This is a genomic window from Paraburkholderia sp. RL18-101-BIB-B (assembly GCF_046026985.1).
Classification (GTDB): Bacteria; Pseudomonadota; Gammaproteobacteria; order Burkholderiales; family Burkholderiaceae; genus Paraburkholderia.
In genome coordinates this window covers 184,820-210,899 of sequence record NZ_JARESV010000004.1, presented here as the reverse complement: position 1 = coordinate 210,899, position 26,080 = coordinate 184,820, and the positions used below count along the sequence as shown (strand labels likewise).

Below are 26,080 nucleotides of genomic sequence, written 5' to 3'. Positions count from 1 at the left end.
GCCCATCACCGAGCGCCATGTCAGACATGGCACCGCTCGATTCCTGCTGTCCTCGCTGCACCAGAAAAAAGTCAATCCAACCAGCAAAAAAAGTAGTTTGCGTCGAAATCACACGCAAACCTACGATGCCTACACGTGCTAAGTCGCCAGGGCGGCACCGGCAAGAACTCCGGCAATGATGGCTTGATCTGCTGAATATCCTCTCCACGAACCCAGGCGTGGCGAATGGGGCAGCCACGTCCGTGACACCGCGACTAGCCATGCGCTTTACCCATAAGGATTGATGGAGACAGATATGAATACCGCCTTGTCCAACGCTACCGTGGAAGCTTCGATCCCGTTCACGCGTGAACAGAAAAAAGCGATTGCTGCCGCGACTCTGGGCACTATCGTCGAGTTTGCCGACTGGATCATCTATGCAACATTCGCCTCGCTGTTTTCCCGCCATTTCTTCCCGGCCCACAATGAAAAGATCTCGCTGCTCTCTGCCTTCGCGGTATTTGCAGTTGGGTTCGTCATGCGGCCAATCGGTGGTGCTGTTCTGGGCGCTTATGCAGATCGTCACGGACGAAAGAATGGTCTTGCTCTCTCAGTCGCATTGATGGCCGGGAGTTCCCTTGTGATTGCAGCCTGTCCGGGATACGCGGCAATCGGAATGGTGGCGCCGATTATTCTTGTTGTCGCACGGCTGGTGCAGGGATTCGCAGCCGGCGGGGAATTCGGCTCCGCGTCCACCTTTCTCATAGAGTCCTCCGCGCCCTCGCGACGCGGATTTACCGGCTCGTGGCAACACTTTGCGGTGAACGCCGGCGTCCTTGTCGCGGCGATGATCGGCTACGTGCTGACATCCTGTATCAGCGAACAAAGCATGGCAAGTTGGGGCTGGCGGCTTGCGTTCGCGATTGCCGGCCTGATGGGTTTCGTGGCTCTGTGGGTGCGTCTATCTGTTTCAGAAACCGAAGCTTTCAAGAAAACAGCCGGTAGCCATCAACATCGCCGACATCCGTTTCTGGTCCTGGTGGGCGAACATCGCCGCGCCGCGTTGCGCGTGATTGGTATCGCCATGGCAGGGAACCTGTCTGTTTATCTCTGGCTCGTCCTGTTCCCAACGTTCGCCCACATGCGGACGGGTCTGCCGCTGCGTGACGGCTTCAGCGCCAGCGTCATCTCAATCGTGGTTTCACTCGTTGCGATTCCATTTTTTGGAAAGCTCTCTGACCGAATTGGCCGCAGGCCTGTTCTGCTCGCGTTTGCCGGCGGTTCCGCAGTCTTCGCGTGGCCGAGTCTCCATTTTCTCGCGAATGATTTCTGGACGGACACGGTCATTGTGACGATCGGCATGTTGCTCTCGTCAGGCTTTACCGCTACCTGCGCAGCGGTGATGGCCGAGCAGTTTCCGGCGGAGATCCGCGCGACCGGCGTCGCCTTGCCTTACGCGATCTCAGCGACGCTGTTTGGCGGAACGCTTCCGTACATCGTGACAGCCATGTCGAACGCGGGTTTCTCGGACTACATATGGGTCTACATTGCGGTGGTTTGCGCAGTCGGATTCTGCGTATACGCCGTGATGCCCGAGACGAAAGGAAAGGTGCTGGATTGATGTAGGTAATGCGGGTGCCTCGGAGTGAGTTCCTCCCGGAACATTCTTGGAATTGATGGAGAAAGAAATGCGTAAGGTCGTTATTGGCGGTATCGGTATGACGCACTTTGGTAAATTTATCGAGCGGAATCTGAAGTCACTGTCGGAGGAAGCAGTCGGCCTCGCGCTAAAGGACGCTCGCGTTACGGTCAACGACGTAGACCGGATTTATTTCGGCAACGCGGCAGCAGGCGTTGTTACCGGTCAGGAGATGATTCGCGCGCAATCGTCGCTTCGCAATACCGGGCTCGATGGCAAGCCGATGTATAACGTCGAGAATGCCTGTGCTTCCGGCAGTTCAGCCCTTAATCTGGCGTGGCTCTCGGTCGCTTCCGGACAATCCGAAACGGCGCTGGTGGTCGGTACGGAGAAACTCACTCACGAAGATAAGGCCGTCTCGTTCGGTGCATTCGCGAAGGCCGTCGATTTAGAGGAACCGCTGCCTGAAGGCGTGACAGCCGGTACCGGCTCGCTCTTCATGGATCTTTATGCCGCCAAGGCTCGCAAATGGATGGAAAAGACTGGTGCAGAGGCGAGCGACTTCGCGCGGGTCGTGGTGAAGAGCCGTCGCGCCGGTTCCCTTAACCCGGTCGCGCAATTCCGCAAGGAAACGACAATCGAAGAAGTCCTGGAGAGTCGGATGGTCAGCAATCCGCTCACTCTGTTCATGTGCTCCTCGATTGGCGATGGCGCAGCCGCGCTCTTCATTTGTTCGGAAGATTACGCGAAGAAGCACGATATTCGTCCTGTCTACATTCGCGCAAGTTCGATCGTATCCGCGAAAGCCGATGGCTCGGGTGATCTCGTTGCGGTACGAGCGGCGAGAGCGGCATACGAAGAAGCGGGAATCGGGCCGTCCGATGTTCACGTGGTCGAACTTCACGACGCCTCCGCGCCGGCCGAACTGATCCACTACGAAAATCTCGGCCTCTGTCCTCCGGGCGATGCGGCCAAACTAATCCGTTCGGGTGACACCGACATCGGTGGTCGCATCTCCGTCAACCCGAGCGGCGGCCTTCTTTCCCGTGGTCATCCGGTCGGGGCGACAGGTGTCGCGCAAATTGTCGAATTGACCCAGCAACTGCGGGGAACGGCGGGCGCTCGTCAACGTCCGGGTGCCAAAGTGGCACTCGCCGAGAACAATGGTGGTCAACTGGCGGGTGATTCGGCCGTCGCTCTCGTAACCATCCTCTCGACTTGATCTCGAGACTTGCTGCACCGCACGTCGTCGCGCCGATAGGATGGCGGTGCGGGCAGTCAGAGTGGCGGACAGATCAGGTCTGCCCGCCACCCACCGAGAGAAGCCACTCGCGGAAAGCCGTAAATTCGGGCGACGAGATGCGGCTCTTGGGATAGACAAGATAGTACGTGAACGCGCCTTCATCGAGAACGAAGGAGAACGGCATCACGAGACGGCCGGAATCCAGATCTTCTGTTATCAGAACACGCTGCGCTATTGCGACGCCATGCCCTTGCGTGGCCGCGAAATACGCGAGGATCGAACTCTCATAACTCAGACCACCGAGCGGATTGACGCCTTTCACGCCCGCGGCATCGAGCCACTTTGCCCAATCTTCCCGGCGGGCGAGCGAGTGAAGCAAAGGTACTGTGCGCAGAGCCCCCGGCGTCGCGTCCGTCAGGTCCGGATGAGCATGCAGGAATTCCGGGCTGCAGACAGGGACGAGCTCGTTCGGCACAAGCCGATCAAAGCCGATGTCGGATGACGGCGCGTGGGACAACCGTATCGCAGCGTCCACATCGTCGGTGTTGAAATCGACCGCGTGAAGCGAGGTTGTCAGAATCACTTCGATATCCGGGTGCTGAAGATGAAACGACGAAAGGCGAGGAATGAGCCAATTCCTCGAAAATGTCGTGTATGCGCGGATCTTGAGGTGCCGCCTGCGTCGACTCTCGGTCAGATTGACGGTTGCAGTGCGCATCGCCTCGAAGGCGCGTGCGATGTCCACGAGATAGCGCTCGCCCATCGGCGTTAGCGTTATCGACCGATGTCCCCGGTCAAACAGCGTTACGCCGAGCTGATCTTCGAGCAGCTTGATGTGGCGGCTGACGGCGGCGGGCGTGACATGCAATTCCTCCGCGGCCAGTTGGACGCTGAGGAGCCGACCCGCGGCTTCGAAAGCTCGCAGAGCGTTGAGAGACGGAAGCGTTCGCATGACGAAATGTTACCACGTACCTACGGTGGTCCATTCGCCGAACTCTCCGTTGCGACGGCTGCGCGGCATCGACACGCTGGTCGCTGTCGCAGCAAAAAAATGCGCCTACATGACGCAGGAGATGGAAGTATGGAAGGAGTTGCGAGCGGTGCGACGGACTTCTCCGCCCGAGCTTAGAAGAAAGCCGTGATTGGCACCGCGAATTCCGGCTGTGTCGCGTGGATTTGCGGGCCGGCCACCCGTTGTTGACTTCAATCGCTGGCGCGGCGCGAGGACTGGGCGAAGTAGCTGCTTCAGCTTGATTCGGTCGCTGAATCAGAGGACATTCGAACGTCGACAGGTCGACGCCGATCCGGCCTCAAAGGATCGACTTTTCGCGGACAGGCTCCAAAGCACTTCCAACGCGCTGCGCTCCACCCAGTTGTGTTTTAGCAGACCGTCTTCACCAACATGCAAGACAGCAGTCCCCGTCATATCGATCGGCGACCCGCACGATTCAGAACCCATGAAACCCTTGTTTTTGCCCGTGACACGCCAGCGGGTCACCACTCGGTCGCCTGTCTCGTTCTGGAATGTTTCGATGACATTGAATTCAAAGTCGTCAATGCTTGACAGGAATGCTGCCACCCACTTTTTGAACGCTTCGCGCGATCTGATATCCACACCGCCGGACGTCACGGTGAAGTCTTCCGAAACCAGATGGTCCGCAGCGTTCGGATTACGCAACTGCCATACTTCACGCCAGAATCTCTCGGCGATCTGCACTGAATCTCGCTTTGCCATTTCAACTCTCGTGCGTATTGGTGATAGGTATTTCGTTTGTTGACTCATGCTTTTCAGTGAACTGCACCATCACGGGTTCAAGGCGGCTAGGAACGGTACGAACTTTTGCTGGCGTGCGGGACAGCCTATAGGGCATTTTGATGAGCGGCCAGAATGCCCCCTCATTGTCCCGGCCGACACTCAATATATCCGCCAGAAAATCCGCGTCGTCCATTAGCTCGTCCATGCGGACTACAGGCACGGCTGCAATGCCCAGTGACTCAAGCTTTGCTATCAGGAGGTCACGAGTCGTCGCCTCACAGTGAGCGCCTGGTGCCTGGCTATGAACCACTTCGATTTCCACGGAATTCGTTGCCTCGGCCGAGACGTATCCGTCCGAACAGGCAATGGTCATGCTTTTCGAAACAGGATTGCCGGCAGCGAATAGACAGCTCCACGCCGCCACGTCCTGCATGGATATCTCTACGAACCTCCCGCTTCCTTCCGACTGTCCAACGAGTTCGGCGACTATCGCAAACAAGGCGGCCTGGCCGCCGAGAATGTCGGCTGCCGATGCGCCCGCTTTCACAGGAGCGCCGTCACCATCGGGTGTGAGGTCCATGAGGCCGCTCATCGCCTGGATGACCGTATCAAACGCAGGTCGCGTCGGATAAGCGGACTCAATTCCAAATCCGGAGATCGAACAGTAGATCAGCGCCGGATTGATCTCTTTCAAAGAGGATCGGTCCAGGCCAAGTTTGGCTAGCGCTCCCGGACGAAGGTTTTCGACGAGGACATCACTAGTGGCGAGCAACGCTTCGAGGTAACGCAGGTGAGATGCCTGCTTCAGATCCAGCGAGATGCTCTTCTTGTCGGTGTTGTTGAGGGCAAAGAAATAGCTCAACCCGTCTTGTCCCGGAGACCAGTTTCTCGCGACTTCTCCCTCCAGCGGCTCAACCTTGATCACCTCGGCACCGAGCGCCGCAAGATGTTTTCCGACGAGAGGCGCGGTTGTGTATTGCCCGATCTCGATCACCCGGACGCCCGTCAACGCGCCGGTTGGATTTGGGCCTTGTCGCGCCTCTAATCCTGCGACGTAACCGGCAGATTTCGCAGTCAACCGTCGCGGAGTTTCAGGCGCATTACCGTGAAACTCGCTGTCGTTCATCAGAGGGAATGTCCGGAACGGCGTAACCGCCGCATACGTGTGCTTCCCGATTTCACCCGCCAAAATCTGTGCGGCGGCCACTGGATGCCGCAGCTTGAAATTCGGCTCTTCATGGAGCAACGAAATGGGTACGATGGGCCCCGCTGCCACGCCGATTTTCTCGCACAGAGCGCAGCACTGATCGGTAGTCAACTCGGAAGACCAGGCCTCGATAAACGGATCAAGTGAATCTACGTTGCGGACCCTTTCATTCAAGGTCGCGAAGCGAATGTCGTCGAGTGCCGGTTGATTGATTGCGATCTTCAGTTTTCGCCACTGGTCTTCGGTGCTGGTACAAATCAGGACCCAACCGTCGAGTGTCCGATACGCGTTCCACGGGGCGCACGCCGGGTGCCGGTTCCCGACACGTTCAACGCTGCTGCGGGTGAACGCTTTCGGCAGAAAGGTGGTCAGTGCGCTGCTCGCGCAGGCGAATAGGGAAACGTCGATGTTCTGTGCGAAGCCTTGCACACGAAGGACTCGCGATGCCGCCGCTATGGCCGCCGCAGCGTATAACGCTGCGGAGATTTCGGTGAACGGGATACCGATACTCACCGGTTCTCCGCTTTCAAAGCCCGTCGTGTCCATCAGGCCCGTGATCGCCTGGATTTGCCCATCTGTCCAGCGGCCTGCAAACCTCGCACTCTGGGGGCCCGTAGCGCATATGTCGCAGACGATGAGCGTGCCAGACGCCTTCAAGCTCGATATCTCCGCCCACGCTGCAAAACTGGCCGTATCAGACGAGACGATCACCACGTCGTACCCCGAGAACGACTGAGATGAGTCAGCGTCTGCAACATGCACTTGCGCGCCCGCGTGTCCAAGCAGACTCGCACTCAATTCAACTGCACTGCGTGAGCCCCACGCGAGAATTCGCATTCCGTCCAACATTCCAGTCTCCCAAACGTCCGGTGTCTATCCATTGACCGATGACAGATTGATCGCGTGGTAGCAACACACGCCGCATCTTGATTCAACGATATGGCAACGAACTGGGCGGTACAACCGACATTTCCTGCTGTTTGGGTTGACATTTGATGAACTGAACGACGAGTGGTGACAACGCGTGGACTAGCTACAGTGAAAGTCAATCGAACTCGGCGGAAAAGTGATTTGCCCGCCAAACAGCGACGCAATAGCATCTATCGCAATCGGTCCACTCTTCAACTGGGTGCCCCCGAGCGCTCGCCGGCATTCATGGCGGCCGTGTTCATCCATCTCTTCGCGTGCGTAAACATCATGAACTCATCTGAAACTGGTCGCGACGCCGAAGTCGCAATCATCACGGGCGGTGCCAAAGGCATTGGCTTCGGCATTGCGTCGGCTTTGGCGCAGAAAGGTCGACGGATCGTCCTGTTTGACATGGACCTAGACAGCCTCGATGAAGCCACGACAACCCTTTCGCGCGCGGGGGCCGATGTTCTAGGCATGCCAGTGGACGTGACGAGCAGTGAATCCGTGAACCAGGCAGTGGATGCGGTCGCCGAGCGACTGGGCCGGCTGGACGTTCTGGTGAACAACGCCGGCATCGTGAAAGACAAACGCATCACCAAGATGAGCGACGATGAGTGGGATTCGGTCATCAACGTCAATTTGAAATCGCAGTTTCTGTGCTGCCGGGCGGCATTGAAACAAATGGTTCCGGCCAATTATGGCCGCATCGTCAATATCTCTTCGCGGGCATGGCTGGGTGGCGTGGGGCAATCGAACTACTCGGCGGCCAAGGGTGGCGTGGTAAGCCTCACGCGGAGTCTCGCGCTTGAATGGGCGAGTGCTGGCATTACGGTGAACGCCGTTGCTCCGGGAATCGTGGACACGCCGCTCTTTCGCAAATTCGACGTCGAACTGCAGGAACGTCTGAAGAAATCGGTTCCGGTCCAGCGCATTGGAACGCCCGACGATATCGCCCAGGCGGTTCTGTTCTTCGCGCAAAGGGAGTCGTCCTATATCACGGGGCAGACGCTATATGTCTGTGGTGGGCGATCACTGTCCTCGCCGAGTGTTTAAGGAGCAAGGCCATGACCATCCATTACTCAGTTTCGGATCGAATCGCAACGGTTACCCTGGATCGTCCGGAAGCACTGAACGCACTCGATCTGGAGAGCCTGAAGGAACTCCGCGCCGTTTTGGCGGAGGCTCGAGACGACGAGGAAGTTCGCGTCATCGTTCTGACCGGCGCCGGGCGTAAGTCGTTCTGTGTCGGGGCGGACCTGAAAAACACGCTGCCGCCTTCGACCAACTTCGGTTCGTCGTTCGTCAAATCCATCGATCGCGCCGCTGCTGAAGGTGTCTACGTTCGCCTGATCGAACTCAGTTCGCTTCGAATCTTCAAGCCGATGATTGCCGCGATTAATGGCTATTGCCTGGGCGGAGGTCTTGAGTTGGCCCTTCAGTGCGACCTGCGCATTGCCGCCACCAACGCTGTGCTCGGCCTGCCTGAAGCTGTCGTGGGCAGCATTCCGGCCGTCTGCGGCATTCAGGCGCTTCAGAAAGCGGTGCCGTCCGCCGTTGCAATGAAAATGCTGCTGACAGGTGGCAAGGTCGACGCAGGATACGCAGAACGTGTTGGGCTGGTGTCGGACGTGGTTGAGCCCGAATCCCTGATGAATAAAGCGTTGGAGCTGGCAAGGATCATCTCGGGTAACGGACCGCTAGCCGTCCAGATGATCAAGAAGGTTGCCGAAACCAGCAGCAATGTGCCACTGACCCAGGCGCTTGAATTCACGGAGTTGGCGTGGGGCGCAATGCGGGAATCGGAAGATCGTATCGAAGGGCGCCGGGCTTTCGCGGAAAAGCGCAAGCCGCAGTTCAAGGGTCGATAACACCAGGGCGGTGGGAAGCAGTGTCCGAGGCCAGTGCCGATGCATGCGCGTCACAACTGGCCTGCGGAAGCATTTGAACGATGGGTCAAATATCGGTCGTCTCAGGGATCATCGCGGCCTGACCTCGATACGTCCCATCTTCGTCGAAGAGTTGCCACACGGTGGCTCGTTCAATCCAGAAGCGCCTACCGGATTTCGCAACCCGAATGCCGCGATATCCGGTAACGAATCCATCGCGTCCTACCTGATCGAGGAACGCCTGGCGTTCGCTGCGCTCCGGTGCTTCAGCCGACAGCCGCGAATGCAGCGAGGTGAGCTCATCCCAGTCGTATTCGAACAGGAACTGTGCGCGCTTGTTGCCGTAGATGAACACGGGATCAGCCGCGGTGTTGTGCGCGAGAATGCCAAACGGGGCTTCGGCATAAAGCCATTCAACACCCTGAACGGCGCTTAATCCCTTGGGAACAAGCGGTTTCCCAAGGAGTCGCTCATAAGACCCGGCCATAAGCTGGAAGAAGCGGGTATCGGTATTCATTGCCATACAGTATTGCTCCTGGATTTCAGTTGATACTCTGCGCCGCTGTCGCAACTCTCCGCTGCCGCAATGCGCTGTATAAGCGACGCAAGTTCAAGAACCACCGCGCGAGTCCCCAGTACATGCTGGTTGCCGGCGAGCTTCTCGTCGCGCAGTTCGGCATCGGCTACGATCAACCGCACGTGCCACGATTGCAGTTCGAGACTCTGAAGGTCCGTCAGCAAGTCGTTGATCGACTTTCTGGCGTTCAACGGAAGCGGCTCGACGCGCGAAGCTTCCTTCAACTTGAGAAGTTCACCTCCAATCTCTATCCACGCCATGCACTCGTCCACCTCCTTGACGGAGGCGGCGGGCAACGCGAGTCGCACCAGCGTATCGATGCTACGGCATTGCCACGCATGGCGCATGTCGACCGTTTGCTGCGCGACGGGTGAAGCGATCAAGGTCCTGATCGCGTCGGCTATCCGTTTGAGGCGCTGTTTGCGCCACTGTTGTTCAAACCTGCGCGACGGAACAAGATGGAAGGCTAGCGCGGCCAGTGCGGAGCCGGCCAGCACACCCAGCGCATGCGCGCTTATCGCGGCCGTGGTCGTATGAGCAATGGACGCGGGATCCGACACGACGAGGAACACGAGGCAAAAACCCGACGCCCAGAACGCGTTCGAAAGCACGGACGCGACAACGATCCCAAGAAAAACAATGCCGCCCTCGGCGAGCGAAACGCCTATCGCGTGAGGAAGATGCGGCGAGACCGTCGCATAGAACAGGAACGCTGCGCCGGCCCCAACCGCGCCCGACGCGAGAAAATGACGGCCCGTATCTCGCGGGTCGGGCCGGATGGCGAAGAGGGCAATTGCAATCGCCGTAAACGCGACGAACAGCGGTCCGCCTTGCCAACCGGAGGCAATCCAGATAGCGCCGGCTAACAGTAACGCGAACCCGGCGCGCAACGCCGCAGCGATCGCGTAGCTGTGATCAAGTGCGTAGACCGGGGCCGGATAGCTTTCTGTATCGACACCACCTTGTTCCCCTGTTAAGGCGGCATAGGTTCTCAGCGCGGCTTCTGTTGCGCCGAGGAGTGCCGATACGAGATCGATGCGCCGACGTTCAATCGCATTTCGTGCCTGAATGCATACGAGCATGCCACGCAATGCCTGCGCCTGGCGCCGAAAGCCTGGCAGCTTTTCGATGTCGTGTGCCGGATCGTCGGTTAGTGCGCCAGCGATGGACGTGAGCAATACGGATGCTTTGACGACGACGATTTCGACCTCTTCGCTTATGGGGTTATTTCTGGCGGCAGCCTCTTCGAAGTTCCGCTCGATGCTTCTCGACACGACGAGCAGATCGAGCAGTGCCGGCACGACCTTGTGCAAACGGCCCGCGCGAGCCCACAACGCTGGCGACTCGGCGACTGCACTGTGAACGGCGCCGTCAAGCGCCAGGATGTCGCTCAACTGGCTGCGCAGCCGTTGCGGGCCGGTGCCGTCGGCGGCCCAGGCGCGCGGCAAGCCGACAAGCCGGTCCGCGCTCCAGGTGCATGCCGTCGCAATCGCGCGGCGAATACGTCGGCTTGCATGTCCGCTTTGTACGTCGCGCGACAAAAGAAGCACGAGCAAAGTGCTGGCGATGCCGATGAAAATACCGGCGCAACGATCTCGCCCCACCTCGAACAGTTGACCCGTTTGGTCCGTGAGAGACATGGCAATGATGACTGCACTGTAGCCAGCCAGTACCGCCGCGTAGGCGCGATAATGACGCAGCGAGAGACCTGCATACACAGACACGGCGAGCCATGCCGCCAGCAAGCCGACGAGCAGCGGCTCGCTGCCGTGCGCCGCGAAAGCAAGCAGAACGCCGGTTGGCGCGCCAATTGCCGTTCCGATCGCCCGGTTGAGCGATTTCAGCAGACCGTCCCCGCGTGCTGGAAGCCCGACGGAAACCGCGGTCCATGCGGCCCAATGCGGCTCGTGCAGGCCAAGGAGCAGCGAACAGAGTAGCGCGAGCGTCGCGGCCAGAGCCGCACGACCCGCGAACATCACGAGGCTATAAGAGGGGATCCATTTCGAACGCATTGCCTTGCCAACCCTTTTGCTTGCTGTCGACGTTGGTCGAAGAATGTGTGCAGTCGGTGTCCTTGCATAAGGACGATCGCCGGCGTGTGACTACGTCAGCGATCGTCCTGGAGACACAGTCGCTCAGCCCAGCACGAACGGGTTTTCGACACCCGGCGTGGGGTTGATGAAGACACTCTTGGCTTCGAGGTATTCGTAAATCGCACGAATGCCATTCTCGCGGCCGATTCCCGACGCTTTCACACCGCCAAACGGCGCGAGATAGCTGACGAGGCGATACGCATTGACCCACACGCTGCCTACTTCGAGTTGTTTCGGCACCGTCATGGCGCGGCGAAGATCGCGTGTCCAGACGCCGGCCGCCAGACCATAGTTGCTGTCGTTGGCAATCGCGATCGCTTCCTCTTCCGTGTCGAACTTGATGACCGCCACGACCGGTCCGAATACCTCTTCCTGCGCGATGCGCATGTCGTTGCGGACATCGACGAAAATGGTCGGCTCGACAAAGAGGCCGTTCTCGGTGCCAGGCCGCGTCGAACGTCCGCCACCCAGAACGAGGCGTGCGCCTTCCTGTTTCGCCACGTCGATGTAGTACAAGGTCTTTTCGAGTTGCGGCTGGGTCGAGACAGGGCCCATGTTCGTCTCCGGCGACATCGGATCGCCCAGTCGCACGTCCTGCATGAACTTCACCAGCCGCTCGACGAACTCGTCATGGATGCTCGAATGCACGAGCAGGCGTGATCCGGCCATGCAGCTCTGGCCCGTTGCCGAGAAGATGGCGGTTACGGCGCCCTTCACCGCGTCGTCGAGGTTCGCATCCTCGAACACGATATTGGCCGACTTGCCGCCCAGTTCCAGTGAAACGCGCTTGAAGGAGCGTGCCGCGTTCTCGTACACATGGCGACCACCGCCCTCGCTGCCGGTGAAGGCGACGCGTGCGACCAATGGATGAGCGACGAGCGGTTCACCCACTTCTTTGCCGAAGCCGGTCACGATATTGACGACGCCATCCGGCACGCCGGCCTCTTCACACAGTTTCGCAAACAGAATGGAGGATGCCGACGAGAACTCGGATGGCTTGATGACGACCGTGTTACCTGCTGCAAGCGCCGGCGCTATTTTCCAAACCGCGAGCAGCAGCGGAGAATTCCACGGCGCGATCGTTGCCACTACGCCGAGCGGCTCGAACGTGCTGTAGTGGAAAATGCCGGGTTTGTCGAACGGTGTGACATCGCCCTGAACCTTGTCGGCGAGGCCGCCGTAGTAGTAGAACCATTGCGGCAGATATTCCATCTGCTTGAGCATTTCGGCTTTCAGCTTGCCGTTATCCTTCACTTCCATGTCGGCCAGCTCCTCCGCGTGCGCGGCGATCGCATCGCCGATCTTGTGCAGGACCATGCCGCGCTGGCTCGCTGTCATCGTCGCCCAGGGGCCGCGCTTGAACGCTGCATGAGCCGCGCGCACCGCAGCGTCGACATCTTCGGCTGTGCCGCGCGGCACCTCGGCCCAGATCTCGCCGTTGTAGGGGTTGAGGCTTTCGAACGTCCGACCATCGCTCGCACCGCGCCACTCGCCGCCGATGCGCATCTTGAACTGTTCCATCACGTTACTCCTTGACTGGTTACGGTGAGTTCATCGTAGTTGCCTGACCGGCGTCACGGAACTCCTCACTACTGCACGCCGCATGTGAAGAAATGCGCATCGGGTTCTGGCGATGCGCATGCTTTCTTTACGCGACGTTCATTGACCGAAATAGATGCTGTCCCGTGCTTCGGGCGCGGTTACGGTGCGGCGTCCGCTTTGAGAGTGGCCCGCGACGCTGCCACCCACGGCCGATGCGCTGGCGTTCGTGGCGGCCGTGTTAGCGGCCTGCAGTGCGGCTGCTGCGCGCAACTGAGCGGTGGGGTACGTGGTATCGGGCGCGTCGAGTAAACCCGCTTCACGAGCCTGGATCAGTTCCGCCCGCACTTGTGCGCGAGTCTTGCCGTAGTCGGCAGGTGCGGCGAACACAGTGGATGATGCGATGACACTTGCAAGAACAACAGCCGGGATCAGTACGCGTTTCATTTCATGCTCCTTGAGAGATCGAAGAGAAGACGTTCAACGACGAGGCGGAAAATCTACGATCCATCTCGTGTTGTTCGTCGATCGGTGAACTCATTATTGCTACCGGTCTTCTATCTGCCAATTCCCGAAATGTGCGGATGGTCCGTGAAGAAATGCACAATCTTTGGTGACGTGCTGTTGGCGCCAACCGTCGCCGGGGAAGCAGTTGGCAATGAACTGAATGACGCTACGGATGGCCGGCGCGTGCCGCAGATCGTTGTGGATGGAGAGCCATACTTCCTTGCCGCGTTCGGCGATGCGCTCGCCGTCCGTGGTCAGAACATAGGCGCGCGGGGGCGGTCGACTAGCTTGAGTTCAAGGGCCTGTTCGAGTGAAGCAATTCTTCGCGCGACGGTCGCGTGGTCGACCTTCAATTGCGGCGCCGCTTTTGCGAGGGATTCTTCCTGACTAAATGCAATGAAATAGCGTAAATCCTCCCAGTCGAACACGGATGCTCTCCTTTTCTCTCTTGATCGTCCGAATCTCGAGGTGACGCGGCTGGACAAAGATATTAGAAGCGGACTGGACCGATCTCAATCAACTATTTTTGCGCCTACGATTGACTTTAATTGCAAGGCTGCAGATGTGCGCGGACTTGTGCATTGCTGCACCCGTTGCCCGCATGTTTGGGGAATTGGCGGGGCCGCTCTGGCGGGCAAGAATGTCTGCAACGGATCGACGCACCGGAGCGCGAAGGCAGATCTTGCGCAGACACCGGGTCGTTGGGTCCCTCTTATCCGTCAAGGAGCCTGACATGAAACGCATTATGAACGCGCATCGATTTCCGTCATGGAGCGAGGAAATCATGAGCAAGAAAACGCTGGTCATACTCGCTCATCCGAACCTTGCCGAGTCGCAGATCAATGCGGCGTGGCGATCCAGGCTCCAGGAAGCTCCGGGTCCGGTCACAATTCGGAATATTTATGAGCTATACCCGGACTGGAATATCGACGTCGCGGCGGAGCAGGCGCTGCTCGAAAGCCACGAGAGAATCTTTCTGCAGTTTCCGCTGTATTGGTACAGCACTCCGCCGCTGCTGAAAAAATGGCTCGACGACGTCCTCGCTTATGGCTGGGCATATGGTCCGGGTGGCAACCGGCTGGCGCACAAAGAAATAGGGCTGGTCGTATCGACCGGCAGTCCTGAAGGCGCGTATCAGACAGATGGCCGTGTGGGACACACGCTGGTCGAACTGCTTCGTCCGCTCGAACAAACGGCGCGTTTTGTCGGCGCGCGTTATTTGCCTCTTTTCGCGTTACAAGGCGCGAATCACGTTATTCCGGCAGATCAATTGAGCCGTAGCGCGAACGACTATATCGAACACATTCGGGCACCGCACGACCAGGACGAAGCCGCCGTGGGCCACCAGCACCGGCGAATGGAGAGTCTCAGTATGTGAAGATGAGTGGGATCTTCAACGACTGCGTGGCGAGCGCGTGCCCTTGGCCCGAGGCTTCGACAATGCGTTGTCGGGTTCTTCAAGACCCGGAAGGACCAATTCTTCCATTAACGCCAGTGTCCGCAGGCAGAACTCGTTGCCCGCAGCGCGCTCCGCCTCCGAAAAGTGTGCCATCGCGGGCGCGATCGACGACTCTTCCGCCAGCTTCACTATCGCCTTCTCAACGACATCAAGGCCTTTCCTGGTCAAATGGACGATGAATCCGCCGCCGTGACTTGGGTCTTGCTGACGCTCCACCAAGCCAAGGCTCGCGAGACGGTCGATCTTTTTGGTAATTGCGCCCGAGGTAACGAGTAGTGCCCGATACAAATCCGTGGGGCGCTTCGCGTATGGATGACCGCTGCGGCGCAGCGCCAGCAGCACACGCATGTCCGACCCGCTAATGCCACACAGGCTCTGGCACATTTTGTCAAACGCCTGTTCTACGAGCGTGCCGAGTCGCATGAAATAGATCGCGAGCAGGAAGTTGGAGAGATCGAGCTCGCTGTGTTCGCGTTGCCACTGCAGCGTGATGAATTCGATCAGGCTGCTACCAGGAAGATTCGCTTTCCTGGTGGGCTCCGACTGTTCCGATGCCGCATTCTTGCGGGTTCGGGTAGGCGCGGGTCGCTTTGGTGCTGCGATGCTCATCTCGATGACTTCCCTGGAAGGATGTTCACTCCCGGCAAATTGTAGCGGGACTGGCTCAATATGGCCGCGCACAATTGTACGTAAATTTTCCGACGGCGCGTCAAACATCAGGCGCGCGGCCGAGTAGTTCCGCTTGGAGGATAGTCGTCCTTATACCGCTTGCACCGCATTGCGCAACATGTCGGCTATCTGGCGCTGGGCCAGCGCCGCCGCGTCGAATTGGCCGCGCATGCTATAAAAGGTATGCAGCATGCCGAGGTATCGCACGCACGTCGCCGGGACGCCCGCCTCGGCCAATCTCCGCGCGTAGGCTTCGCCATCGTCGCGCACGGCATCACACTCGGCGGTGATAACGATGGCCGGCGGTAGTCCCGCATGGTTGTCGGCAAGGAGCGGCGAGAGCTTCCAGGTTGTGGGCGTCACACCATGATCCAGTGCGTACGTGCGAAATGCGTACTCGACGTCGGCCTTGCGCTGCATGAAGCCTTCGGCATAGGTGGATAGCGAGGCCATCTGCTGACGAGCATCTGTTGCAGGATAGACGAGTGCCTGGGCGAGAATGCGCGGCTTGGCGTGGTCCCGCGCAAGCAGGCAGACCACTGCCGCGAGATTGCCGCCGGCCGACTCGCCGAACACGGTCAAGCGTTCGGACGGAAGGCCCAGCGTGTGCCCGTACTCGGCGACCCAGCAGGTCGCGGCCCACACGTCGTCCAACGCTGCAGGGAAGGGGTGCTCAGGCGCGAGCCGATAGTCGACACTGACCACCGCCAGTCCGGAGTCGTGGCCCAGATGCCGGCATACCGCGTCGAAGCTGTCCCGACTGCCCATCAGCCATCCGCCGCCGTGAAAGGCCATCGTGACCCCTGTGGCGCCCTTTGGATGGTAGATGCGTACGGGGATTTCGGCGTCGAGGCCCGGAATCATGAAATCGAAAACCTTATCGATACGGGGGCCGGGCTCCCGTGCGGCAGTGCGTGCGGCGATGCCTGCACGCGCCTCCTCGGGGCTCACTTCCGCCATGCTCGGTTTCGCTGCGGCATTTGCGGCAATAGCGCGAAGCGACGGGTGGATATGGTTTTGAGAGGAAGAAGACATCGTTGATTTCAGGGAGTCGGGGTCGTGGAGGGAGCGAACGTAATGGCGGGAATGGCGGCAACGACGCTGAGGCCGCCATCCACAGTGATGATCTCACCGGCCATATGGGCGCTCAGATCGGAAGCAAGGAATAGCAGGTGGCCCGCGATTTCCGCCGGCGTGGCGGCCCGGCCAATCGGAATCGCGCGACCGACTGTCGTCCACGTCGATTCGTCCAGACGCTGATTCAGTCGCGGCGTGCGGACGAAACCCGGAGACACTGCATTGATGCGCACGTTGTGGGGGGCATACTCAACACCCGCGCAGCGCACGAGGTGATGCAATGCCGCCTTCGAGGCCGCGTAGGCAACCTCGTTCGGCACCGCGCGATCGCCGGCGAGCGAGCCGACAAACGCAAAGGTGCCGCCACCATCGGCCTTCATCATTTCGCCGGCAATTTGAATCGCGAGGTACGCGTGGCGTACGACGATATCGAATTGCTGGTCCCACGACTCATCGTCGACGGCGGATAGCGGCTTGATTCCCGCGACACCGATGATATCGACGACGCCATGGACGCGGCCGAAATGCTGCCGCGCGGTGTCGAACACGCGCTGCATGTCGACGCGGGATGTTGCGTCCGCCACGCACGGTATCCCGGCCACGGCGTCCGCAATGTTCCGGGCGAGCGTCTCGTCGCGGTCGACGCAGAGCACGCGAGCACCGGCCTGAGCCAGTGCATGAACGGTCTGCGCGCCGATACCCTGGCCGGCGCCAAGCACTACAAAACCGCGACCGTCGAGTCGTAACAAGGACAAGTAGTCCGGAACGTCGTTATGGATGTTGTTGCTCATGCGAGTCTCCTCCTCAGGCTGCCACTACCTGGCGATGTGAAGGCAGCAGCTCTTGCCAGGCTACACCGTCTTCGAGTTGTCGGTCACAGGCGCTCACGCCCCGAAGGTCGAGGCCGAGCGCGGGCGGCTGCTGGTTCTGCGTCACACGCTTGATCGAATCCAGCAGCACGCGGCGCACACGCACGACAGCCTGGTCGGCTGGCACCAGATGCTCGCGCGAACGGTCGTAGAGCGGCCCTTGAGACAATCCGATCGTGGCGTCCTCCACTTCGACGCCGCGCAATCCGGTCCAGCTTTCCTTCATCAGCTCGCGATTCTGGCCGAAGGTGTCCGTCCAGCTAGCCGTGAACGTGCAATTCTTGCGGTCATAGTAAGTAGAGTCGTTCAGCCCGAGCAACTCGATGATCTTCTCTTCGCTCACCGGAGCGTCGCCATGAACGACGATGTAGGTGCTGGTGTGCGTGTCGTCTTCGGGGACCTCGAGGACGGTGAACTGAAACGCCGGGGCAGGAATGATGCGGCCGTACGGGACGATAAATGGGACTACGCGTGCATTACGGACTCCCGGCTCATTGGTCTTGCGCAGCGCGACATAGTGGAAACCGAAGGCCGTCTCTTCGATTTTCAGGGCCGGTTCAAGGTCATTGGAGGCAAGCGCAGCGGGATTGATTACGTCAGGGTTGCGTGTGAACTCGTTGTCTTTCCAGCCGGGGCGTGCCATGTTGGTGTGCAGCACGCCGACATGAGAGCTGTCCTCTCCACCCTCCACCAGTTGCAGATAGTTGCAGGCGACGTTGACGCGCAGCACGACGCGATGGTTCGGTTCCGCGTCCATGAAGGCATAGCGGGAAAACGCCGGGAGTAACTCGATTGGGCCCACATACGCCCAGACGATGCCGCCTTCCTCGCGCACTGGAAAGGCCGGCGCCTTCATCCGTGTAGCGTATTTCGGATCGGCGTGGTTCGGCGTTTCCATGACGGTGCCGGACGCGCTGAACTTCCAGCCGTGATAGAGGCAGCGGATGCCGCCTTCCTCGACCCTTCCCAGTGCGAGCGATGCGCCCCGGTGCATGCACAGCTCTTCCAGAAAGCCGACCTTGCCCTCGGTGTCCCGGAACGCGACATAGTTCTCGCCGAGCAGTCGGACGCGCAGTGGCGCGCAGTCCGGATGCGGCAATTGGGCCGAGGTGCACACCGGGTGCCAGAAGCGTCGCATCAGGTTTCCTCCAGGGGTACCCGGACCGATACGGCAAAGAATCTCGTTGTCTGCGTGGCTCAACATTTAATGCTCCTTTCCTGACTTTCGTTATTAACTGCGCTCTGCACGTGCACCATGGGACGAAACGATCCGATGGTGCGGAACCAGGGTGCGCCAGTTCTCGTCGATACCGATCTCACCGGACACGCCTATTGCGCTGCCAGCGTCCGCTCGCAGCGCGGCTATCTCCTGCTGGTCACGGGCCGCCCGGGCATACGCCAGCAAGCAGCGCTGAAGGCGGCTGATCGCGATATCGGCCGTGGATAGCATCTCCTGCGAGCGGTCGCGAATCGCGCCGCTCGAAACGCTGCACGCGGCGTCTTCCTGCGTGATGCCGTCAAAACCGGTGAAGTGGCCATTGCGCTGCTGCACGCGGTCCTGGCGATAGCCATTGGCGACGGACATCGCGGCCGACGAGTCACAGGTGTCGGTCGTCATGCCGTACTTGCGCAGCGTCGGCTGATCCAGGCCCACGAACGTGAGTTGCTCACTGCGCAACGGTTCTACGCCAATGCGCTTTTCGGCGTCCCACCACACGTGATACAGGTTGCAGCGCTCGTCGCTAACCGGGACGATCGCAAGCCAGACATCCCCGTTCGCGTTGGCGATGAAGCAAGGTGCGATGAATGCGGTTACTCGAGCGATACGTTTGTCCCCGTTTTGGCGGATTGCGACATAGTGGAAACCAAAGTCCGTTTCGTCTGCTTCGATCTTCGGGGTTGCGTCGAACTGCATGTGCGAAGTCTTCTTCGCATAGTCAAGATCGGAGTCGTTGGTCCTCGCGAGGGCGGAACTATGGAGGACGGTCAAATGCGATGAGTCGACGAGACCTTCCATCACCTGAACGAAATTGGCGTTGATGACCGCGCAGGCGTTGATGCGGTGCGAGTCCGGCTGGTCCATGAAGGCCGTGTGCGGGAAGGGCGGCTCTTCACCCTTGGGACCCAGATAACCCCAGACGATGCCGCCCGCTTCCCGCACTGGATAGGTTCGTCCCTTGATGCGCTCCTTGAATTTCGGGTCTTCGATGTTCGGGGTCTCGAGGACAGTCCCATCCACCGCAAACTTCCAGCCGTGATAGATGCAGCGCAGGCCATCGCCCTCCGAACGGGCCAACTGCATTGAAGCACCCCGGTGTAGACAGCCCTCTGCATAGAGGCCGGGGCGACCCTGCTGGTCGCGCCACACGACAAACCGCTCACCCAGCAGATCTATCGTCTGCGGCTCTCCATTCGCCTGCGGCATGTCCGACGACTGGATGACGGGCAGCCAGAAGCGGCGCATTGCCTCGCCCATGGCCGTACCTACTCCGATACGGCACATCAATTCGTTATCTTGCTTGGTCAACATGTTGATCCCCTCGCTACAGTGTCAGGCAGTGAGTAACAGGTGGCCTCAAAGATCGAGCACCAGCCGGGAAGTCTTGGCGCGCGAGCAGCACGGCATGAAGCTGTCGTTGCGTGCCCGCTCCTCGTCCGTCAGATACAGATCTCGATGGTCGGGTGCGCCGGCCAGCACCTTCGTCATGCAGGTGCCGCAAACTCCTTGCTCGCAAGACAATGGCAAGTTGAAACCGGCGTCGAGCAAGGCGTGCGCGGCACTTTGATCCGCGTGAACCTCGATGACCTGGCCACTGCTGCCGATCTCGATTTCGAACCGTCCGTCCTCTGAAGAATCGATTGGCGTTGCCGCGAAATATTCGCGGTGCAGGTGTCCCTCGTCCCAACCGAGTTCGCGCGCGGTCTGCAGGATGTGGTCCATAAAGCCGTTGGGTCCACACACGTAAAGATGCTTGTCGGAAGAGGGCGAGCCTATCGCGGAGCGGGCATCGAGTTGCTGGTCGGGGGCGCCGTCATCGACGTGCACGTGCATCTGCGAATCGTCGCCAAATTGCGCTTGTTGCAGGCGATCGACGAAAGCCATGCGCGACAGCGTGCGCCCACAGTAGTGCATCGCGAATGGGCGGTGCTCGCGCGCCAACTGCTGCGCCATGCAGAGGATCGGCGTGATACCGATGCCACCCGCGAACAGGATCGAACGACTGTTTTGACCGCTGTGCAGGCTGAAGTGATTGCGCGGGGCGCTGATCGTGAGCGTATCTCCCGCATGCACGTTATCGAGAAGCTTTACCGAGCCGCCGCGGGATTGGGGATCGCGCAGCACGCCAATCCGGTAGCGGGGGTATTCGCCCGGCAGTTCATACAAGGAGTACTGACGTACGGGGCCACCAGGCACGTGTAGGTCGATGTGCGCGCCTGCTTCGAAGGCAGGCAGTGCACTATCCGCCAATGGCGAGAGGTCATAGCCGGCAATGTCGTCCGCCGGCCAGGTTTTGGCAGAGACTTTGACTTGCAGCAAAGTGTTCATAGGGGTCGATTTGTGTTCCATGACGGATATAGCCGTAAAGAGAGGAGAGCGTGTCATGCGGCGATGTGAAGCCGACGCCGGATGACTACTGGCGAGGCGCCCAACTGTCGCTGAACCAGCCAGCGCGCCAGACCTTGGTCCATCACGCGCACATGCTCCGGAAACCAATCCACCAGCGCTCTGGCAAAAGAGCGGACGACCTCGGTCCGTCCATCAGCCAACATGGTGCGTACCTCGTCGAGGGATCGGAGCACGGCCGCGTGCTCGTCGATATGGCAGCCCGCTGAACCGTAGGCTGTCTCGCGCATCGAGGCGTCCTCGTCATCAAAGTGGCGGCGCGCATGCTCGGCAAACGCTTCGAGCGCGTTCTCGAGATTTTCGTCGTCCGTTGTCAGCAGCGTGTGTACACACGCGACAAACTCGTGATGGGTCTCGTCCATCGCCTGATGGCCAAGGGCGTAGTCATCATGCCAGGCGAAGCCGGAGAGCACGCGATCCTTCTCCCACGCTGGGTTCGGTGACGGTGCGGCACCGCGACCGTGGTTTGTCTGGTGATCTTTCAATTGCTTCATTTTTCAACGAACTCCTGCTCAATTGATCACGTCAATCTATTACGTCTTCCACGGAAGATACTATTCTGAGCGATGAGTGTCGAGGTAGGGCAAACGCCAATATGTGAAAATTTCGACAAACACAGCGAATTTCGTGGGTAAGGCTCGTTATTTCTGACAATGCCAAGCCTCAGAGGTTCCAGATGCGGGTATCTCCCGACGGCAAATCGTTTGACAGGGAAGACGAAAAAAAATTAGCTTCCGTGGAAGCATTTAACCAAAGGGAGACAGATGATGAGTTCGAGGCTGGGTCGGACGGGACGTGCCTTCTCGTGGCGTCAGACAATTTGGTGGGGACTCGCGTCTCTTGCGGCATGTGCGCCGGGAGCATCGCAGGCACAGAGCTCTGTCACTCTGTATGGGATTATCGATACCGGTATCGAGTACGTGACAAATGTCGGTGCTCACCAGTCCAGCGTCGTGCGTATGCCGTCGCTCACGGCATCGATACCCTCGAGGTGGGGCTTGCGTGGCAAGGAGGATCTGGGTGGCGGTCTCAGCGCGGTTTTCGTATTGGAGTCGGGCTTCGCCCCGTCACAGGGAACGCTGAATCAGGGTGGTCGCCTGTTTGGCAGGCAGGCATATGTCGGACTTTCAGGGCGGTGGGGGACATTATCTTTAGGCCGGCAATATTCTCAGATCTATTGGGCCTTGCCGGGTGACACGATGGGGCCGAATGTCTATGCCGCCGGTGATCTGGACCCGTACTTGTCTCAAGCGCGGCTCGACAACGCGGTCGCCTACACGTTCACGTCATCGGGGCTGACCGTGGGCGTGACTTATTCGTTCGGGCGCGACGCGGTGGATTCTGCGCCGGCCGGCGGGTGCGCCGGGCAGTCGCCGACGGACTGGCGGGCCTGCAAGTCAATGTCTGCCATGGTGAAATATGAAGCGGCGACATGGGGCGTGGCGACGGCGATTGACCGCAATTACGGCGGTGGCGGCCCTGGCTCGCCCCAGCCCAATACCTCGCAAACTGATACACGTGCCGTCATCGACGGCTACGTGAAACTGGGTACCTCGACGATCGGTGCGGGATACCTTCATCGAATTAATCACGGGGTACAGACGCCGACTGTTTTCGACGCGGTCAGCAACTACTGGTGGCTTGGCGGGACCTATTTTCCCGTTCCACAGATCGCGCTTGACGCCCAGTTCGGACATATATCGGTCAACGGTGGGAGTTCCGCGGGAGCTTCCGTGATCGCAGCGCGTGTGTCGTACTTATTGTCCAAGCGCACTTCCGTGTACGTCACAGCAGGGCGTATGTTCAACCAGCGCAACGCCGCGTTCACGATTGATGGCGGCGTGATTCCACCCGCTTCTACGCCATTGCCCGGGGTGGATCAAACGGGTGCGATGGTGGGTGTTCGTCACCAGTTCTAAATGGATAGTGAATGCTCGATGTCATCGCGCAGTAGTCGGGCGTTCACACTGGAACTCGTGACTGAGTTCTTGCCCCTTTCCGAAGCGTGGCGCTTGGTATAGCGTGCCACGTACTGAGCACGTGTCTGTCGCGGCCCGACTTCCACTCGAATATTCGTCGGCCGCGCGACGACACTTCGCCCCATCCGCGCCCCTCAAATATCGCCAAACGTCCGCCAGACAAGGCTCGCTGCAATTTGGCATGGACTCTGCATTACGCTGCGTCCAGCCGTAGCACGACCCGCCCATCCATCGAACTCGGATGTCCCCACCGGATGCACGCCTGGAACCCACGTGTCGTGCCCGTTCGTGCGCGATACGCAATCAACCAGGTCGCCAACCGGAGGACGTCTTGCTTATCTTGCTCATCTATCTTTACCCGTTGCTGAAAAAGGCACTTGACCGTGCTGAACACAGTCGTCGTGACGAATATCTCGCGTCCGCCGCCGACATGGGCGAACTCGAACGCCGCATGCATTTAACGGAGATTGACCGCTGACGCGACAAACCAACGCGCCCTCTCTCAATCAGTTTGGACGCCTGGACATGCGCTCCGGCGTCTCGATCATAGCCAGCCGCCCGCACCGCGCCGATAGTAGAGACTTCCGCGATCCGGCATCCGTGCGCCCAACTCCTGAGTTCCATGAACGACATGAATAGCACTATCGTTTCGCAAGCCTTCTCATCCGCAACGTCGGTGATCGCACTGCACTGCTCCGGCTCGGGAGCGGCGCAATGGCGCAAGCTCGGCGAAGCGCTGGGCTCGCGCCACGCGTTCGTCGCGCCCGAGCACTACGGCTGCGATAGCACGGGCCCGTGGAGCGGCGAGCGCGCGTTCACGCTCGCCGACGAGGCCGCGAGGACGATCGGCATCATCGACGCCTCGCGCGGCAAGGTGCATCTCGTCGGGCACTCGTATGGCGGTGGCGTGGCGTTGCGCGCGGCCGTCGAACGGCCGGAGCGCATCGCGAGCATCACGCTCTACGAGCCCTCGGCGTTTCATCTGCTGAAGGTGATGGGCGCGCACGGAGCGTACGCGCTCGCGGAAATCATCGCCATCTCGAAGCGCACCGCCGATGGCGTGACCTGTGGCGACTATCGGGGCGCGGCGGCTTCATTCGTCGATTACTGGGGCGGCCGGGGCGCATGGGAAGCGTTGCGGCCCTCGGTGCAGGCGGCACTCACACGCTGGGCGCCAAAGGCGCCGCTCGACTTTCGCGCGCTGCTCGACGAACGCACGCCCGCAAGCGCATACACCGGCCTGCGTGTCCCGGCGCTGATCATGCGCGGCCAGCACGCGCCCGTCCCGACGCGCGCGATCGCCGAGCGGCTGCCGATGCTGCTGCCCGCTGCGCGTCTTGCAATCGTCGAGGGTGCAGGACACATGGGGCCGCTCACGCACGCCGACAGCGTCAACGCCATGATCGTGCGGCATATTGCCGAGGCGGATGCGACGGCTTGAAGCGGTCTCCTGAGTAAACCAATAAGCACGTACAGCAGACAAACCAAGGTTGTTTTGAGCGTTACGCGATATCTGTTGCCACGAGACATCGATCACATTTTCACGACTCGATGACCGCGCTCACGTGTTGCCAACGGACAATCACTGCCGCATATAAAGCCGCACTGGCATCCTATCCGGCACCATCGTAAACGCGGCCACTTCCCGAATAGAACTCGTATCGACTGCAAGTTGCGAAACAAACCCGGCCGATAACATTGAAATAACAAGCCGCATTTCGACCGTCGAAAGATGCCGGCCAGGACATACCCGCGGTCCCCCGCCAAACTGCAAATGCGCGCGCGTCTCGTGCGCTCCGCGCTCCGGTGTTCGTTCATGCATCCAACGCTCTGGATCAAATTTGTCCGGATGCTCGAAGTTGCTCGCGTCCAGCATGGAGGGGCGCGTCAAGAAGAACATTCTGGAACCGGCAGGCAAGTGAATCCCGCGATGCTCGACGTCCTGCAGGGGCTCAAACGCATGAACGGGAACTACGGGCCTGAACCGGCTCGCTTCAGTGCACACGGCCTCGCACAGGTCGAGCGTCTTGAGTGTTTCGTAAGTCGGGCACACGCCAGCGGCTCCCAACACGGCGCGTGACCGGTTTGAAACCCGACTCTGCAACGCATCGTCGGCGCTCAGATACAGAAGCGCCCACGCGATCGAATGCGCCGTGGTGTCTTCGCCCGCGAGCAACATGGTGAGCACGTTGGCCGCCACCTGGTCATCGGTGATACCAGAGCCCGGTGTGTCGCGAATTTGCAGCATGGCTTCGAGTAAATTGCCGGGTTCGTCATGAGGCTGGTCTCGAATGCGCTCGCGCGCACGATTCATCGTCAAGCGCACGTAGCGATGCACTTCCGCCAGGGCGTGATCGAGCCGGTGATCGCGTGGCAGTTTGACGTATCGCCAATAGGGGAACGGAGCGTTTATCCGGCTCATTAGCGTGGGAAAAATCAACGCCAGATGTTCCTGAATGACGTTGCCGTCCTGCTCCAGGGTTCCCGGATCGTCGCCGAATGCGAGCGCGCTGGTCACATCGACCGTATAGCGTTTGAGATCTTCGGTCATCTCGAACACGCGGTCGCTGCGCGCGGCGCGTTCCCACCGTACTCTGAGGCGCTCGGTGATGGCCGCCAGGGTGGGGTAGAACGCCTTGATATGCGCCACGGAAAGCGCCTGCATCACCAGCTTTCGTTGCGGCTCCCATGCGGCGCCCTCGACAGAAAACACGCCGTTGCTGCCCATCTCGTCAAGATTTTCCTCAATCGGCGAATACCGCCGATATCCGTTTGGCCGCTCGCGCATAATCGAATGACACAACTCCGTGTCGTCCCAGACCGTCACAGGCCGTGAGCCGATCTGGAAACGATAGGGCGTGCCAAGCTCCTGCGCCCACCGTTCGAGAATGAGATGCGCGCGCGATGGCGTCAACTGGTGCGCATTTCCAATCAGCGGGAGGCCTCGCGGCGCCGGAAGATCGGAGATTTCACGCAACTTGAAGGTTCCTGCCGACGCAATAGCCATGGTTCATCTCCGTCAGGAAACCTTAGCAATGGTATGAAGATCGGGATCGTAATGACG

General features: G+C 59.7%; 24 protein-coding genes. 8 read left to right on the top strand and 16 right to left on the bottom strand.

Features of this window, described 5'->3' with window-relative positions; translation table 11 throughout:
• Positions 1-295 precede the first annotated feature (295 nt).
• Together P0D73_RS09310 and P0D73_RS09305 are read left to right on the top strand one after the other, a co-directional pair.
• Positions 296-1,600: an MFS transporter gene (locus P0D73_RS09310; protein ID WP_408177381.1), complete on the top strand. Its 1,305-nt coding sequence runs from the start codon at positions 296-298 to the stop codon at positions 1,598-1,600.
• Between the two features lie 67 nt (positions 1,601-1,667).
• Positions 1,668-2,840, top strand: coding sequence for a thiolase family protein (locus P0D73_RS09305; protein ID WP_408319281.1), 1,173 nt, complete (start codon positions 1,668-1,670; stop codon positions 2,838-2,840).
• Positions 2,841-2,913: 73 nt separating this feature from the next.
• Here the strand turns inward: P0D73_RS09305 and gcvA are convergent, their stop codons facing one another.
• The 3 genes from gcvA to P0D73_RS09290 form a co-directional block, all read right to left on the bottom strand.
• Positions 2,914-3,813 (bottom strand): transcriptional regulator GcvA, encoded by a 900-nt coding sequence (gene gcvA / locus P0D73_RS09300; RefSeq protein ID WP_408319264.1) that lies wholly within the window; start codon positions 3,811-3,813, stop codon positions 2,914-2,916.
• Positions 3,814-4,128: 315 nt separating this feature from the next.
• Positions 4,129-4,596, bottom strand: a complete 468-nt coding sequence (locus P0D73_RS09295; protein WP_408431028.1) for an ester cyclase — start codon at positions 4,594-4,596, stop codon at positions 4,129-4,131.
• A 1-nt stretch (position 4,597) separates the two neighbouring features.
• Positions 4,598-6,673: a CaiB/BaiF CoA-transferase family protein gene (locus P0D73_RS09290; protein WP_408431026.1), complete on the bottom strand. Its 2,076-nt coding sequence runs from the start codon at positions 6,671-6,673 to the stop codon at positions 4,598-4,600.
• A gap of 348 nt (positions 6,674-7,021) precedes the next feature.
• Here P0D73_RS09290 and P0D73_RS09285 point away from each other — a divergent pair, with 348 nt between their 5' ends.
• Positions 7,022-7,789: an SDR family NAD(P)-dependent oxidoreductase gene (locus tag P0D73_RS09285; protein WP_408431304.1), complete on the top strand. Its 768-nt coding sequence runs from the start codon at positions 7,022-7,024 to the stop codon at positions 7,787-7,789.
• Positions 7,790-7,800: 11 nt separating this feature from the next.
• Positions 7,801-8,604: an enoyl-CoA hydratase/isomerase family protein gene (locus tag P0D73_RS09280; RefSeq protein WP_408286291.1), complete on the top strand. Its 804-nt coding sequence runs from the start codon at positions 7,801-7,803 to the stop codon at positions 8,602-8,604.
• A gap of 85 nt (positions 8,605-8,689) precedes the next feature.
• Here P0D73_RS09280 and P0D73_RS09275 read toward each other — a convergent pair whose 3' ends face one another.
• From P0D73_RS09275 to P0D73_RS09255, 5 genes are all read right to left on the bottom strand, one after another.
• The gene (locus P0D73_RS09275; protein ID WP_408286293.1) at positions 8,690-9,145 is read right to left on the bottom strand and encodes an MEKHLA domain-containing protein; all 456 of its coding nucleotides are present in this window, start codon (positions 9,143-9,145) and stop codon (positions 8,690-8,692) included.
• Positions 9,136-11,211 (bottom strand): FUSC family protein, encoded by a 2,076-nt coding sequence (locus P0D73_RS09270; RefSeq protein ID WP_408286295.1) that lies wholly within the window; start codon positions 11,209-11,211, stop codon positions 9,136-9,138. Before P0D73_RS09270 ends, P0D73_RS09275 begins: the two co-directional genes overlap by 10 nt.
• A 123-nt stretch (positions 11,212-11,334) precedes the next feature.
• Positions 11,335-12,813: an aldehyde dehydrogenase gene (locus P0D73_RS09265; protein ID WP_408431023.1), complete on the bottom strand. Its 1,479-nt coding sequence runs from the start codon at positions 12,811-12,813 to the stop codon at positions 11,335-11,337.
• Between the two features lie 138 nt (positions 12,814-12,951).
• Positions 12,952-13,278 carry a DUF4148 domain-containing protein gene (locus tag P0D73_RS09260; RefSeq protein ID WP_408177373.1) on the bottom strand — a complete coding sequence of 109 codons (327 nt, stop codon included), beginning with the start codon at positions 13,276-13,278 and terminating at the stop codon, positions 12,952-12,954.
• A 314-nt stretch (positions 13,279-13,592) separates the two neighbouring features.
• Positions 13,593-13,766, bottom strand: a complete 174-nt coding sequence (locus P0D73_RS09255) for a helix-turn-helix domain-containing protein (RefSeq protein ID WP_408286299.1) — start codon at positions 13,764-13,766, stop codon at positions 13,593-13,595.
• Positions 13,767-13,978: 212 nt separating this feature from the next.
• Here P0D73_RS09255 and P0D73_RS09250 point away from each other — a divergent pair, with 212 nt between their 5' ends.
• Complete coding sequence (locus P0D73_RS09250) at positions 13,979-14,716, top strand: NAD(P)H-dependent oxidoreductase (protein ID WP_408431021.1); 738 nt, start codon at positions 13,979-13,981, stop codon at positions 14,714-14,716.
• A gap of 15 nt (positions 14,717-14,731) precedes the next feature.
• On the opposite strand, the gene P0D73_RS09245 is transcribed toward P0D73_RS09250, so the two are convergent.
• From P0D73_RS09245 to P0D73_RS09215, 7 genes are read right to left on the bottom strand one after another with little or no spacing between them, the layout of a single operon-like run.
• The gene (locus P0D73_RS09245; protein ID WP_408431018.1) at positions 14,732-15,514 is read right to left on the bottom strand and encodes a MarR family winged helix-turn-helix transcriptional regulator; all 783 of its coding nucleotides are present in this window, start codon (positions 15,512-15,514) and stop codon (positions 14,732-14,734) included.
• Positions 15,515-15,556: 42 nt separating this feature from the next.
• Positions 15,557-16,501 (bottom strand): alpha/beta hydrolase, encoded by a 945-nt coding sequence (locus P0D73_RS09240; RefSeq protein WP_408431015.1) that lies wholly within the window; start codon positions 16,499-16,501, stop codon positions 15,557-15,559.
• 8 nt (positions 16,502-16,509) lie between these two features.
• Positions 16,510-17,334 (bottom strand): SDR family NAD(P)-dependent oxidoreductase, encoded by an 825-nt coding sequence (locus P0D73_RS09235; protein ID WP_408431011.1) that lies wholly within the window; start codon positions 17,332-17,334, stop codon positions 16,510-16,512.
• A 13-nt stretch (positions 17,335-17,347) separates the two neighbouring features.
• Complete coding sequence (locus P0D73_RS09230; protein ID WP_408431009.1) at positions 17,348-18,616, bottom strand: Rieske 2Fe-2S domain-containing protein; 1,269 nt, start codon at positions 18,614-18,616, stop codon at positions 17,348-17,350.
• Between the two features lie 27 nt (positions 18,617-18,643).
• On the bottom strand, positions 18,644-19,942 hold the full coding sequence (locus P0D73_RS09225) for a Rieske 2Fe-2S domain-containing protein (protein ID WP_408431006.1): 1,299 nt from the start codon (positions 19,940-19,942) through the stop codon (positions 18,644-18,646).
• Positions 19,943-19,987: 45 nt separating this feature from the next.
• Positions 19,988-20,959, bottom strand: a complete 972-nt coding sequence (locus P0D73_RS09220) for a PDR/VanB family oxidoreductase (protein WP_408431003.1) — start codon at positions 20,957-20,959, stop codon at positions 19,988-19,990.
• A 53-nt stretch (positions 20,960-21,012) separates the two neighbouring features.
• Complete coding sequence (locus tag P0D73_RS09215; protein ID WP_408177364.1) at positions 21,013-21,531, bottom strand: bacteriohemerythrin; 519 nt, start codon at positions 21,529-21,531, stop codon at positions 21,013-21,015.
• 273 nt (positions 21,532-21,804) lie between these two features.
• Here P0D73_RS09215 and P0D73_RS09210 point away from each other — a divergent pair, with 273 nt between their 5' ends.
• The 3 genes from P0D73_RS09210 to P0D73_RS09200 all read left to right on the top strand — a co-directional run bounded on the left by P0D73_RS09210 (position 21,805) and on the right by P0D73_RS09200 (position 24,457).
• Positions 21,805-22,956, top strand: coding sequence for a porin (locus tag P0D73_RS09210; protein WP_494478258.1), 1,152 nt, complete (start codon positions 21,805-21,807; stop codon positions 22,954-22,956).
• A gap of 391 nt (positions 22,957-23,347) precedes the next feature.
• On the top strand, positions 23,348-23,494 hold the full coding sequence (locus P0D73_RS09205; protein ID WP_243658347.1) for a DUF3563 family protein: 147 nt from the start codon (positions 23,348-23,350) through the stop codon (positions 23,492-23,494).
• A gap of 153 nt (positions 23,495-23,647) precedes the next feature.
• The gene (locus tag P0D73_RS09200; RefSeq protein ID WP_132379048.1) at positions 23,648-24,457 is read left to right on the top strand and encodes an alpha/beta fold hydrolase; all 810 of its coding nucleotides are present in this window, start codon (positions 23,648-23,650) and stop codon (positions 24,455-24,457) included.
• A gap of 141 nt (positions 24,458-24,598) precedes the next feature.
• Here the strand turns inward: P0D73_RS09200 and P0D73_RS09195 are convergent, their stop codons facing one another.
• Positions 24,599-26,023 carry a cytochrome P450 gene (locus P0D73_RS09195; protein ID WP_408431000.1) on the bottom strand — a complete coding sequence of 475 codons (1,425 nt, stop codon included), beginning with the start codon at positions 26,021-26,023 and terminating at the stop codon, positions 24,599-24,601.
• Between the last annotated feature and the right edge of the window lie 57 nt (positions 26,024-26,080).